Origin of the sequence: Streptomyces telluris, from assembly GCF_024519335.1 — a bacterium.
GTDB lineage: Bacteria > Actinomycetota > Actinomycetes > Streptomycetales > Streptomycetaceae > Streptomyces > Streptomyces telluris.
Genome location: NZ_JANIID010000069.1, coordinates 1 through 12,845, shown reverse-complemented (window position 1 = coordinate 12,845; position 12,845 = coordinate 1). Strand labels below are relative to the sequence as shown.

The window sequence follows — 12,845 nt, the reverse complement described above, 5'->3', positions numbered from 1 at the left end:
AGATCTGGGGGTGCTCGATCACATGGCCGGTGGAGCGGATCCCGGCGGATGTGGCGGGGGGGGTGTGGCAGGAGTGGGGGCTGTGGGGGGGGGGGGGGGGGGGACCCCGGGGGTCCCCCCCCCCGCCTCACGCGTGTCAGCGGCGGGTGCCGCCGAGCTCCACGGCCGAGCACCGCCAGCGCTGGTCGGCGCAGCGCTCCAGGCGGAAGGCGAGCGCGAGCAGCCGGTCCCCGGAGGTGATCCGGGCGAAGGCCTCGATGACGCCCGGGGAGGGCCGGAACTCGTCGCAGTGCCGGACGGCGGGGCTGCGGCCCGGCGGGGCGGGCAGCAGCGGCGCGTGGGGCGCCAGGGCGGCCAGCTGGTCGTACGCGGCGCCCAGGGTGTGGCCGAGCATCCAGTGGACGGGGCGCTGGCCGCTGAGGGTGAGCAGGAGGCGCTCGGCGAACCAGTAGCGCGGCAGGCGCTCGCGTTCGCGGCGGCGCGCGGCGGGGTCCGGGGCCGGGCGGCGGGAGTCGGTGCGCCGCGCGGGTGCGGTCCGGGCGGCGGGCCTGCTGGTGCGGCCGGTCGTCCTGCCGGTGGTCCTGCCGCCGGTGGTCCTGTTGATGCCGGTCCTCATGCTGGCCGCCCCCTCGCGGTGCCGGGCCCGGTGGGATTACCGGGCGGTAGCTTCCGTCGGGTGATCTTCTATCGGCGGTGACGGAGGGCGGCAAGGACGGAGCCGGGGCCCGCGCCGCCCGCGGGTTTTTCACCTATTCGGGGGACCCGGGGGCGGTGCGGGGCGGCCGGCTGCTCCGCGGCGCGACACGGGGTGCCGCGGAGCCGCCCGCAAGCGGCTCACCTGCACTTCGAAGGGGGACGCGCGCCCGTATGCTGACCTCACAACCGAAACGTCCCCAGGATCGAAGGAAAGCGGCGGTCATGCGCGTCTACGTCCCCTTGACCCTCCCCGGTCTCGCCGAGGCGCACAAGGCGGGGGTGCTGGGCCCGGCTCCGCTGGACGCCTTCGCCATCACCCCGGCCCTGCGCGAGTGGTACCGCTCCGACGACGTCGAGGAGCTGGAGTACGCGGCCCTGGGGCGTGCCGCCCAGGGCTCCCTGCGTCTGCTCGCCGCCGACCCGGAGGCGCCCCGCCGCCGCGTGGTCGTCGCGGTCGACGTGCCCGAGGGCGCGGTGGCCACCGACCCCGAGCGCGGGCTGGACCAGTCCGCGTACGGCGAGGTGCGGCTCTCGGAGGCGGTGCCGCTGGCGAAGGCCGCGGCCGTGCACGTCGACTCCGGCGACGCGGAGGAGGACGTCGCGGCGGCCGCCGCGGCGCTGGGCGCCGCCGACCGCGGTGACGACGACGCGCAGTTCACGGTCGACGGGGCCGAGGACCACGAGCTGATGTGGTTCGGCGTGCAGGAGATCCCCAACCTGATCTAGGGCCGGCTCCGGTCCCGGGCCGGCTCCGGTCAAGGGCCGCCCCGGTCCCGGGCCGCCCCGGTCAAGGGCCGCCCCGGTCCCGGGCCGCCCCGGTCCCGGGCCGGCTCCGGTCAAGAGCCGCCCCGGTCCCGGGGCGGCGTTGTCACAGCCGCCCCGTACAGTTTCCGCATGGGGAAGCACGCGGCCCACATCGTCTGGGACTGGAACGGCACGCTCTTTCACGACGTCGACGCGGTGATAACGGCGACGAACGCCGCCTTCGCGGAGATCGGCCTGGAGCCGATCACGCTGGAGCGCTACCGCGCGCTGTACTGCGTCCCCATCCCGCGCTTCTACGAGCGGCTGATGGGCCGCCTCCCCACCGCCGCCGAGTGGGAGCACATGGACGGCGCCTTCCAGCGGCACTACCACGACCACCACCTGCGCTGCGGCCTCGCCGAGGGCGCCGAGAAGCTGCTGGAGCACTGGCAGGAGACCGGCGGCACCCAGTCGATCATGTCGATGTACGGGCACGAGGACCTGATGCCGCTCGTGCGCACGTTCGGCATCGAGCGGAGGTTCGTCCGGGTGGACGGGCGGACGGGCCCCTCCGGCGGCAGCAAGGCCGAGCACATGGCCCGCCACGTCGCCGGCCTGGCGGCCGAGGGCATACCCGCGGCGCGCACGGTCGTCATCGGCGACGCCCTCGACGACGCGGTGGCGGCGGCCCACGTGGGTGCGCACGCGGTGCTGTACACGGGCGGCTCGCACGACCGGGCCGGGCTCACCGGGGCCGGGGTGCCCGTCGTGGACACGCTGGTGGAGGCCGTCGCGGAGGCGGAACGGCTGACCCGCTGAACGCGCTGTCCATATCGTCAAAGATGGGCCCCGGGTTTTGTACACAAACCGCTCGTGACGCCTCCCGGGGGAAGAGCGATAGCCTTACGGGGTGATCAGCGCGATATCCAGCGGGGGCGACGGCGCCCCTGTCCTGCGCCCGGAGTGCCACGGCACCCGGGAGGCCGCTGGTCGCCCGAGCGGAGCGCATGTGGCCGAATCGGCCCGGACCGCTCCGGTCATCCCTCATTCCGGCATACCGTCGAAGACGACCGGAGACCCCGCGTCGCGGCGTGATGCCTTCACCACCTATGTCACGCAACGGCGCGCGACAGGAGCCAGAGGACATGCAGACCAAGCTGGACGAAGCCAAGGCAGAGCTGCTCGAGAGGGCGGCCCGCGTCGCTGAGAACAGCCCTGCCGGGGGGCCACAACCGACCGGGCCGAAGGGCGAGGCGGGACTCGACCGGGAGACCCTGACCGCGTACCTCCAGCGCTACTACCTGCACACGGCGCCGGAGGACCTCACGGGCCGCGACCCGGTCGACGTCTACGGCGCCGCGGTCTCGCACTACCGCCTCGCCGAGAACCGCCCGCAGGGCACGGCCAACGTCCGGGTGCACACCCCGACCGTCGAGGAGAACGGCTGGACCTGCAGCCACTCCGTCGTAGAGGTCGTCACCGACGACATGCCCTTCCTGGTCGACTCGGTCACCAACGAGCTCTCCCGCCAGGGCCGCGGCATCCACGTCGTGATCCACCCGCAGGTCATCGTGCGCCGTGACGTCACCGGCCGCCTGCTCGAGGTCCTCGGCTCCAACTGCGAAGCCCACGGCAGCGGCAAGGACGCCGTCCTGCCGCACGACGCGCTCACCGAGTCCTGGATCCACGTCGAGATCGACCGCGAGACCGACCGCGGCGACCTCAAGCAGATCACCGCCGACCTGCTGCGCGTCCTGTCCGACGTCCGCGAGGCCGTCGAGGACTGGTCCAAGATGCGCGACGCCGCCCTGCGCATCGCCGACGACCTCCCCGGGGAGCCCCTCCCCGGCGACGTCGCCCCGTCGGACACCACCGAGGCCGGCGAGCTGCTGCGCTGGCTGGCCGCGGACCACTTCACCTTCCTCGGCTACCGCGAGTACGAGCTGACGAAGGTCGCCACCGACGGCGGCGAGGAGGACGTGCTCAGCGCCGTCCCCGGCACCGGCCTCGGCATCCTGCGCTCCGACCCCCACCACGACGAGCAGCAGCGCGCGGGCGGCCCGCACTCGCACCTGCCCCGCCCGGCGTCCCCCTCGTTCAACCGGCTGCCCGCCGACGCCCGCGCCAAGGCCCGCGAGCACAAGCTGCTCGTCCTCACCAAGGCCAACAGCCGCGCCACGGTCCACCGCCCCTCCTACCTCGACTACGTCGGGGTGAAGAAGTTCGACGCCGACGGCAACGTGACCGGCGAGCGCCGCTTCCTCGGCCTGTTCTCCTCCGCCGCGTACACCGAGTCCGTGCGCCGCGTGCCCGTCGTCCGCCGCAAGGTCCAGCAGGTCCTCGCCGACGCCGGCTTCACGCCCGACAGCCACGACGGCCGCGACCTCCTCCAGATCCTGGAGACCTACCCGCGCGACGAGCTCTTCCAGATCGCCGCCGAGCAGCTGCGCTCCATCGCCACCAGCGTCCTCTACCTCCAGGAGCGCCGCCGGCTGCGGCTGTACCTGCGCCAGGAGGAGTACGGGCGCTACTACTCGGCGCTGGTCTACCTCCCGCGCGACCGCTACACCACCGGTGTGCGGCTGCGCCTGATCGACATCCTCAAGGAGGAGCTCGGCGGCTCCAGCGTCGACTTCACCGCCTGGAACACCGAGTCGGTCCTCTCCCGGCTGCACTTCGTCGTCCGCGTCGAGCCGGGCGCGACCCTGCGCGAGCTCACCGACGCCGACGCCGACCGCATCGAGGCCCGCCTGGTCGAGGCCGCCCGCTCCTGGGCGGACGGCTTCGCCGAGACGCTGACCGCCGAGGTCGGCGAGGAGCGCGCCGCCGAGCTGCTGCGCCGCTACGGCCAGGCCTTCCCCGAGGGCTACAAGGCCGACCACAGCCCCCGCAGCGCCGTCTCCGACCTCGGTCACCTGGAGAAGCTCACCGTCGCCGGCGGCGACCGCGACTTCGAGCTCAGCCTGTACGAGCCGGTCGGCGCGGCCCCCGGCGAGCGCCGCTTCAAGATCTACCGCACGGGCGAGCCGGTCTCGCTGTCCGCCGTGCTGCCGGTGCTCCACCGCCTCGGCGTCGAGGTCGTCGACGAGCGCCCGTACGAGCTGCGCTGCTCGGACCGCACCACCGCCTGGATCTACGACTTCGGTCTGCGGATGCCCGAGCGGATCGAGGGCGACGACGCCCGCATCCGCTTCCAGGAGGCCTTCGCGGCCGTGTGGACCGGTGCCGCGGAGAACGACAACTTCAACAACCTGGTCCTGCGCGCCGGGCTGGACTGGCGTCAGGCCATGGTGCTGCGCGCCTACGCCAAGTACCTCCGGCAGGCCGCCTGGCCGTTCAGCCAGGCGTACATGGAGGACACCCTCAGCAACAACGTCCACACCACCCGCCTGCTGGTCAACCTCTTCGAGGCCCGGATGTCGCCCGCGCTCCAGCGCGCCGGCAACGAGCTCATCGACGGCCTGCTGGAGGAGCTGGACGGCGCCCTGGACCAGGTCGCCAGCCTGGACGAGGACCGCATCCTGCGGGCCTTCCTCACGGTCATCAAGGCCACGCTGCGCACCAACCACTTCCAGCGCAACGCCGACGGCACGCCGCGCCCGTACCTGTCCCTCAAGCTCGACCCGCAGGCCATCCCCGAGCTGCCGGCGCCCCGCCCGGCGTTCGAGATCTGGGTGTACTCGCCGCGGGTGGAGGGCGTGCACCTGCGCTTCGGCAAGGTCGCGCGCGGCGGTCTGCGCTGGTCCGACCGGCGCGAGGACTTCCGCACCGAGATCCTCGGCCTGGTCAAGGCCCAGATGGTGAAGAACACCGTCATCGTGCCGGTGGGCGCCAAGGGCGGCTTCGTCGGCAAGCGCCTGCCCGACCCGTCCGTGGACCGCGACGCGTGGCTGGCCGAGGGCATCGCCTCGTACAAGACGTTCATCTCCGGCCTCCTCGACATCACCGACAACATGGTCGGCGGCGAGGTCGTGCCCCCGAAGGACGTCGTCCGCCACGACGAGGACGACACCTACCTCGTCGTCGCCGCCGACAAGGGCACCGCGACGTTCTCCGACATCGCCAACGAGGTCGCCCAGTCCTACGGCTTCTGGCTCGGCGACGCCTTCGCCTCCGGCGGCTCGGCCGGCTACGACCACAAGGGCATGGGCATCACCGCCCGCGGCGCCTGGGAGTCGGTCAAGCGCCACTTCCGCGAGCTGGGCCACAACACCCAGACGCAGGACTTCACGGTCGTCGGCGTCGGCGACATGTCCGGTGACGTCTTCGGCAACGGCATGCTGCTCTCCGAGCACATCCGCCTGGTGGCCGCCTTCGACCACCGCCACATCTTCATCGACCCGACCCCGGACGCGGCCGTCTCCTACGCCGAGCGGCGCCGCCTGTTCGAGCTGCCCCGCTCGTCCTGGGCCGACTACAACACCGAGCTGCTCTCCCAGGGTGGCGGCATCCACCCGCGCACCGCCAAGTCGATCCCGGTCAACGCCCACGTGCGGCAGGCCCTCGGCATCGAGCAGGGCATCACCAAGATGACCCCCGCCGAGCTGATGAAGGCCATCCTGCGCGCCCAGGTCGACCTGCTGTGGAACGGCGGCATCGGCACGTACGTCAAGGCCTCGTCCGAGTCCCACGCGGACGTCGGCGACAAGGCCAACGACGCCATCCGCGTCGACGGTCAGGACCTGCGGGTCAAGGTCGTCGGCGAGGGCGGCAACCTGGGCCTGACCCAGCTCGGCCGGATCGAGTTCGCCTCCAACGGCGGCCGGATCAACACCGACGCCATCGACAACAGCGCCGGCGTGGACACCTCCGACCACGAGGTGAACATCAAGATCCTGCTCAACGCGCTGGTGATCGACGGCGACATGACCGTCAAGCAGCGCAACAAGCTCCTGGCCGAGATGACCGACGAGGTCGGCGAGCTGGTCCTGCGCAACAACTACGCGCAGAACGTGGCCCTGGCCAACGCCGTGGAACAGGCCCCCAGCCTGCTCCACGCCCACCAGCGGATCATGCGCCGCCTCGGCCGGGACGGCCACCTGGACCGGGCCCTGGAGTTCCTGCCCAACGACCGGCTGATCCGCGAGCGGCTCTCCGCGGGCCGCGGGCTGACCCAGCCGGAGCTGGCCGTCCTCCTCGCCTACATCAAGATCACCACGGCCGAGGAGCTGCTCGGCACCGGGCTGCCGGACGACCCGTACCTGGAGCGGCTGCTGCACGCCTACTTCCCGCAGGCGCTGCGCACCGGCTTCGCCGAGCAGGTCGACGCCCACGCCCTGCGCCGGGAGATCATCACCACCGTCCTGGTCAACGACACCGTCAACAGCGGCGGCTCGACCTTCCTGCACCGCCTGCGGGAGGAGACCGGGGCCTCGCTGGAGGAGATCGTCCGGGCGCAGGCCGCGGCCCGCGCCATCTTCGAGCTGGGCTCCGTGTGGGACGCCGTCGAGGGCCTGGACAACGTGGTCGCCGCCGACGTGCAGACCCGCATCCGGCTGCACTCGCGGCGCCTGGTCGAGCGCGGCACCCGCTGGCTGCTCAACAACCGGCCGCAGCCGCTGGAGCTGGCCGGGACGATCGAGTTCTTCCACGACGGCGTCGCCAAGGTCTGGGCCGAGCTGCCCAAGCTGCTCAAGGGCGCCGACATGGAGTGGTGGCAGTCCATCCGCGACGAGCTGGTGGACGCCGGGGTGCCGGACGAGCTGGCCGTGCGCGTGGCGGGCTTCTCCTCCGTCTTCCCGGCCCTGGACGTCGTCGCGGTCGCCGACCGCGCCGGCAAGGAGCCGCTGGACGTGGCCGAGGTCTACTACGACCTCGGGGACCGGCTGCACATCACCCAGCTGATGGACCGGATCATCGAGCTGCCGCGCGCGGACCGCTGGCAGTCCATGGCCCGCGCCTCCATCCGCGAGGACCTGTACGCGGCCCACGCCGCGCTGACGGCCGACATCCTCTCGGTGGGCAACGGCTCCTCGACGCCGGAGCAGCGCTTCCAGGCCTGGGAGGAGAAGAACGCGGCGATCCTCAGCCGGGCGCGCACCACGCTCGACGAGATCCACGGCTCGGACGCGTTCGACCTGGCCAACCTGTCGGTGGCCATGCGGACGATGCGCACGCTGCTGCGGACGCACACCTGAGCCGCCTGCCGGAGCGCGCGCCCGGGCAGCCCGCCCGGGCCGTGCGCCGCGTCGAATTGACGCACGGCTGACGCCGGAGTGAACAAAGGACGGCCCTGGGGACAAAACCCCCGGGGCCGTCCTTTTGCCGTGCTAAGAGGGACGGATGAAGGCCGTTTCCCGGTTGACGTCCGGGCCCTCCTCCGATGCCCTGCCCGTCGGCGCGCGCCCCGCCGCCCCGCCTCCGCCGCCCGCGCTCCCGCGCCACGGTACGGCCCGCGCGGTGGCCCTCTACCTGGTGGTGTCGGCCGTCGGCTTCGCGGTGCTCCTGCTGGTGAGCCGTCATCTGGGGCGGGGGCCGGAGGTGTTGCTGCACCGGTGGGACAGCGGCAATTACCTGCACATCGCCAAGCGCGGCTATCCGGGGGCGATCCCCTACGGTCCGGACGGGGAGCCGAAGTTCAGCAGGCTGGCGTTCTTCCCGCTGGTGCCCGGGCTGATCCGGTCGGTGCGGCTGGTGACGGGGCTGTCCCTGGCGTGGTCGGGGGTGGTGGTGTCGTGGACGGGCGCCGCGGTGGCCGCCGCGGGGGTGTTCCGGCTGGTGCGCGCCGTCGGCGGCCGGCCGGGCGCCGGGTACGCGTGCGTGGCGCTGTGGGCCTGCTCGCCGTACGCGTTCGCGCTGTGGGTTCCGTACTCGGAGGGCGTGTTCAGCGCGGCCCTGATCTGGGCGCTGGTGGCCATACTGGCGCGGCGCTGGCTGACGGCGGCCGCGTTGTGCGTCGTGGCGGGGACGGTGCGGCCGAGCGCCACGGTGCTGGTCGGCACGGTCGTGCTGGCCGCCGGGTGGGAGCTGGTGCAGCGCCGGGGCGGCTGGCAGGCCTGGGTCGCGCTGCTGACGGCGCCCCTGGGGCTGCTGGGGAGCTGGCTGTACCTGGGGAGCAAGGTGGGCCGGGTGGACGGCTGGTTCGAGGCGGAGCGCGCGTGGGGGCAGTCCTTCGACTTCGGCGCGGGCACCGTGCAGGTGCTGAAGGGGATGCTGCTCTACCGGCACGCGGGCCGGATAGGCGACCTGCGGTCGGCCGCGGTGATCGCGGTGGTGGTGCTGGGGGCGATCGGGGTGCTGGCGCTGGCGCGGGACCGGAAGGTGCCGTGGCAGCTGGTCGTGGCGGTCGCCGGGGCGTGGGTGCTGATGGTGGGAACGCCGGGTTCGCCGTTGTCCAAGCCGCGCTTCATGCTGCCGTTCCTGCCGGTTCTGCTGCTGTTGGCGGCCAGGCCGCTCGCCCGTGCTCCGCTTGGGGTGCGGGTGTGTCTCTACGGTGGGGGTGCGGTGGTCTCGGGGTGGTACGCGGCGGGGTTGCTGGTGCTGTTCGAGGGGTCGCCGTGAGAGGCGGGGTCGCCGGGCGCCAGGGCCCTGAACACCCAGGCGCGGTAGGACCAGAAGCGGAAGAGCGTGGCGGCACCGATGCCCAGGAACTTGAAGAGGTTGTTCTGGAACGGGGTGTCCCAGCCGAAGCTGTACGTGGCGGCGTAGAGCACCCCGTTCTCGATGACCAGCCCGATGGCGCTGAAGGCGGCGAAGAGGGCGACCTGGCGGCTGCGCCGGCTCCGGTCGCGGTCGCGGTAGGCGAAGTGGCGCAGGCCCAGGTAGTTGAAGGCGATGGCGACCAGGGTCGCGACCACGCTGCAGCGCACGACCGGGAGGCCGGTGACCGTACGGCAGAGGTTGAAGACCGCGAGGTTGACGACGATGCCGATGCCGCCGACGACGCCGAACTTGGCGAATTCCCGGCCGAGGGCCGCGAGCCCCGACGTCGCCGCTGGTCGCAAGGGTCGCAAGGGCCTCTCCCATTACGGTCGTCCCGGTATGGCCGCCACGCAAAGCAGACATTTGCCGCAGAGAACTGATTGTAGTGTAAATTGCCGCAAAAACTGACACAGTGCGAAGATGACGGCGAGGACAGTGGCATGACAGAGGCGGTACTGCTCGTCGGCGGCAAGGGGACCCGGCTCCGGCCGCTCACCCTCAACACGCCGAAGCCGATGGTCCCGGCCGCCGGAGTGCCCTTCATCGCCCACCAGCTGGCCCGCGCCCGGGCCGCCGGCGCCGGCCACGTCGTCCTCGCCACCTCCTACCTCGCCGAGGTCTTCGAGCCCTACTTCGGCGACGGATCCGCCCACGGCCTGCGCCTGACGTACGTCACCGAGAAGGAGCCGCTCGGCACCGGCGGCGCCATTCGCAGCGCGGCGGAGGCCCTCGCCACCGGCCCGCGCGGCCCCGTCCTCGTCTTCAACGGCGACATCCTCACCGGACTGGACATCCGGGGCCTGCTGCGCCGCCACGAGCAGGCCCAGGCGGATGTCACCCTGCACCTGACCAGGGTGGCCGATCCCAGGGCCTTCGGGCTCGTCCCCACCGACGCCGACGGGCGCGTCCTGGCCTTCACGGAGAAGCCCGGGCGCCCCGAGGAGATCGTCACCGACCAGATCAACGCCGGCGCCTACGTCTTCCGCCGCGACGTCATCGACACCATCCCCGCCGGCCGCCCGGTCTCCGTCGAGCGCGAGACCTTCCCCGGCCTGCTGGCCTCCGGCGCGCTGCTGCACGGCGTGGTCGACGCCTCCTACTGGCTGGACCTCGGCCGCCCCGCCTCCTTCGTCCAGGCGTCGGCCGACCTCGTCCGCGGGGTCGTCCGCTCGCCCGCCGTCCCCGGCGAACCGGGCGAACACCTGGTGCTGCCCGGCGCCCGCGTCGAGGAAGGGGCCCGCCTGTCCGGCGGGACCGTCGTCGGCGCCGGAGCGTACGTCGAGGCCGGCGCGGACGTCGAGGGGTCCGTCGTGCTGGACGGCGCGCACATCGCTGCGGGCGCCCGGATCCGCGCCAGCATGATCGGCCGGGACGCCCGGGTCGGCCCGCGCACCGCCCTCGACGGCGTGGTGATCGGCGACCGCGCCGAGGTCGGCGCCGACAACGAATTGTGCGACGGCGCCCGCGTCTGGTGCGCCACGGTCATCCCCGACGCGGCCATCCGCTTCTCCGCCGCCTGACGCCGGTCCGGCCCCGGCGCCCTCCGGCTCCCCGTTCCCCTACGTCTCCGACGCCCTCCGTCCCCCGCAGTCTCCCTGCCGACGAACCCCGAGGACCGAGCCCATGAGCGCACCACACACCCCCGCCGCGGCGCCCCCGCTGCCCGCCGAGTGGGGCGGCACCGCGACGACCGTCGTCATGCCCACGTACAACGAGGCGGCGAACCTGGCCACCATGGCGGAGGCGCTCATGGCCCTGCCGCTGGAGGGCCTGCGGCTGCTGGTCGTCGACGACAACAGCCCCGACGGCACCGGCGCCATCGCCGAACAGCTGGCCGAGAAGTACAACGAACCCGGCCGGACCCGGATGGGCGTCCTGCACCGCACCACCAAGGACGGGCTCGGCCGCGCCTACGCGGCCGGCATGGCCCGGGCCGTCGGCGAAGGCGCCTCCTACGTCCTGCAGATGGACGCCGACGGCAGCCACCCCGCGGAGAAGGTCCCCGAACTGCTCGGCGTCGCCCTCGCCACCGGCGCGGACGTCGTCGTCGGCAGCCGCTACGTGCCCGGCGGCTCCCTCTCCGACGCATGGGGCGCCCACAGGAAGGCCCTCTCCCGCTGGGCCAACGCCTACGCCAGCACGATCCTGGGCACCCGCGTGCGGGACATCACCGGAGGCTTCAACCTCTGGTCCGCCGCCGCCCTGGACGCCATCGACCTGGAGACCGTCGACAGTGCCGGCTACAGCTTCCAGGTGGAGATGAAGTACCGCGCGCTCAAGGCCGGGTACACGGTCATGGAGGTGCCCATCCACTTCGAGGACCGCACCGCCGGCGAGTCGAAGATGAACCTGGCCGTCCAGCTCGAATCGGTGGTCATGCCATGGCGGCTGCGCACGAGGTCGGCCCGTGCTTCCGGCCACCGTCCCCGCTGAGCGGGCGGCCCCGCCCGGGGCCGCCCGCCCGGCCCGCACGGCGGCGGCCCGCCGGCCCGCTGCCGCCGCCGTCCTGCTGCTGGCCGTCCTGCTGCTGCTGATGACCGTACGGCTGCCGTGGTCCGGTGACCTCGGCATGCACGCCGCCGTCCTCGAACGGCTGCGCGCCGACCTCCTCCACCCCGGCAACCCCCTGGTCGACGCCCCGACCCCGAGCCCCTACTACTCGCCGTGGACCGTGCTGCTCTCCCTGACCGGATCGGTCACCGGCTGGGGCACCTTCACCGTGCTGCGCCTGGGAGCGCTCGCCGGACTCGTCCTCCTCGGCACGGGCGTCCACGCCTTCGTACGGACGTTCACGCGCAGCAGGACGGCGGTGCCGCTGGCGGTGCTGTGCCTGCTCCTGCTGTACGGAGTGAGGCTTTTCGCGTGGAGCGGCGTGCTCGGGCTCACCTCGATTTCGCTCACTCTCGCCTATCCGAGCACGTTCGCCTTCGGCATGGCCTTCCATCTGTGGGCGCTGCTGCGGCGCGCCCTGGCCGCCGGATGGGGGACGGCGGCCTTCCTGGGGCTCGGGCTGCTGCTCGCCGGGATCCTGCTCACCCATCAGTTCACGGGCGCCGTCGCGGTGCTCGGGGCCGTCGCGGTGCTGCTCGGCGCGCGGCCGTGGCCCGGGCGGACGGTGCGGATGCGGGTGGCCGCCGCGTGCGCCCTGGCCGCGGCGGTGCTCGCCTGCTGGCCGTACTACGCGTTCTTCTCCCTGCTCGGGACGGGCGGCCTGGACGACATCCACCGCCCGCTCTACGACCACCTCGCGACGAAGTTCTGCCTGACAGGCCTCGGCGCGGCCGCGCTCGTGCTGCGGGCCCGGCGCGACCGCCGCGACCCGCTGGTGATCTTCTTCCTGCTGGGGCTCGCCGTCTTCGCGGCCGGCGGCCTGAGCGGCCATCAGGCGTGGGGCAGGATCCTGCCCGCCGTCCTCGTCCCCGCACAGCTCGCCCTCGCCCTGGAAGCGGCCACCGGCGGCCGCCGCGCACGGGCGGTGCTCGTCCCGTTGACGGCCGTCGCTCTGCTGGCGGGCGCGTGGACGCAAGCGGGGGTGCTCACCTACGTCCTGCGCCCCCAGGCCCTTCCGCCCGTCCTGCGCCACCTCCACACCGTCGCCCTCTGGCCGCGGTTCACCTGGGCCGCGCGGGAGGTGCCCGCGCGGCAGACGGTGATGACCGACAACTACTACGCGCTGCGGATGCTGCCCGCCTACGGGCCGTACACCGTCGCCCCCGCCTATCCCGACGTCTTCCTCCCCGACGCGGCGCGCCGCCGCGCCGCGA

9 protein-coding genes are annotated in these 12,845 nt (G+C 73.1%); 7 read left to right on the top strand and 2 right to left on the bottom strand.

All coding sequences use genetic code 11. The annotated features are described in order from the left end of the window. Positions 1–136: 136 nt before the first annotated feature. Positions 137–616, bottom strand: a complete 480-nt coding sequence (locus NQU55_RS35900; RefSeq protein WP_206330153.1) for an Rv3235 family protein — start codon at positions 614–616, stop codon at positions 137–139. Positions 617–918: 302 nt separating this feature from the next. Between NQU55_RS35900 and NQU55_RS35895 the strand changes: the two genes are divergently transcribed. From NQU55_RS35895 to NQU55_RS35880, 4 genes are all read left to right on the top strand, one after another. After that, the gene (locus tag NQU55_RS35895; RefSeq protein WP_168096513.1) at positions 919–1,422 is read left to right on the top strand and encodes a DUF6912 family protein; all 504 of its coding nucleotides are present in this window, start codon (positions 919–921) and stop codon (positions 1,420–1,422) included. 168 nt (positions 1,423–1,590) lie between these two features. Continuing rightward, the gene (locus tag NQU55_RS35890) at positions 1,591–2,259 is read left to right on the top strand and encodes an HAD family hydrolase (protein WP_168096514.1); all 669 of its coding nucleotides are present in this window, start codon (positions 1,591–1,593) and stop codon (positions 2,257–2,259) included. 326 nt (positions 2,260–2,585) lie between these two features. Next, positions 2,586–7,577: an NAD-glutamate dehydrogenase gene (locus tag NQU55_RS35885; protein ID WP_256791854.1), complete on the top strand. Its 4,992-nt coding sequence runs from the start codon at positions 2,586–2,588 to the stop codon at positions 7,575–7,577. 145 nt (positions 7,578–7,722) lie between these two features. Beyond that, on the top strand, positions 7,723–8,940 hold the full coding sequence (locus NQU55_RS35880) for a hypothetical protein (protein ID WP_168095220.1): 1,218 nt from the start codon (positions 7,723–7,725) through the stop codon (positions 8,938–8,940). On the opposite strand, the gene NQU55_RS35875 is transcribed toward NQU55_RS35880, so the two are convergent. Beyond that, positions 8,868–9,392 (bottom strand): GtrA family protein, encoded by a 525-nt coding sequence (locus NQU55_RS35875; RefSeq protein WP_240976807.1) that lies wholly within the window; start codon positions 9,390–9,392, stop codon positions 8,868–8,870. The genes NQU55_RS35880 and NQU55_RS35875 overlap by 73 nt on opposite strands. A 129-nt stretch (positions 9,393–9,521) precedes the next feature. On the opposite strand from NQU55_RS35875, the gene manB reads away from it, so the two are divergent. The 3 genes from manB to NQU55_RS35860 form a co-directional block, all read left to right on the top strand. Continuing rightward, the gene (gene manB / locus NQU55_RS35870; protein WP_256791853.1) at positions 9,522–10,601 is read left to right on the top strand and encodes a mannose-1-phosphate guanylyltransferase; all 1,080 of its coding nucleotides are present in this window, start codon (positions 9,522–9,524) and stop codon (positions 10,599–10,601) included. Positions 10,602–10,704: 103 nt separating this feature from the next. Beyond that, entirely contained in the window at positions 10,705–11,514 is an 810-nt protein-coding gene (locus NQU55_RS35865; RefSeq protein WP_168095876.1) for a polyprenol monophosphomannose synthase, read from the top strand. Continuing rightward, positions 11,489–12,845: hypothetical protein (locus NQU55_RS35860; RefSeq protein ID WP_256791852.1), on the top strand; the 1,357-nt coding region annotated here is incomplete at its 3' end. The genes NQU55_RS35865 and NQU55_RS35860, both read left to right, overlap by 26 nt.

Excerpts from the sequence above, each read along its gene's own strand:
- NQU55_RS35890 (WP_168096514.1), top strand. The coding sequence starts at position 1,591 with ATGGGGAAGCACGCGGCCCACATCGTCTGGGACTGGAACGGCACGCTC.
- NQU55_RS35895 (WP_168096513.1), top strand. The coding sequence starts at position 919 with ATGCGCGTCTACGTCCCCTTGACCCTCCCCGGTCTCGCCGAGGCGCAC.
- manB (WP_256791853.1), top strand. The coding sequence starts at position 9,522 with ATGACAGAGGCGGTACTGCTCGTCGGCGGCAAGGGGACCCGGCTCCGG.
- NQU55_RS35880 (WP_168095220.1), top strand. The coding sequence starts at position 7,723 with ATGAAGGCCGTTTCCCGGTTGACGTCCGGGCCCTCCTCCGATGCCCTG.
- NQU55_RS35885 (WP_256791854.1), top strand. The coding sequence starts at position 2,586 with ATGCAGACCAAGCTGGACGAAGCCAAGGCAGAGCTGCTCGAGAGGGCG.
- NQU55_RS35900 (WP_206330153.1), bottom strand. The coding sequence starts at position 616 with ATGAGGACCGGCATCAACAGGACCACCGGCGGCAGGACCACCGGCAGG.
- NQU55_RS35865 (WP_168095876.1), top strand. The coding sequence starts at position 10,705 with ATGAGCGCACCACACACCCCCGCCGCGGCGCCCCCGCTGCCCGCCGAG.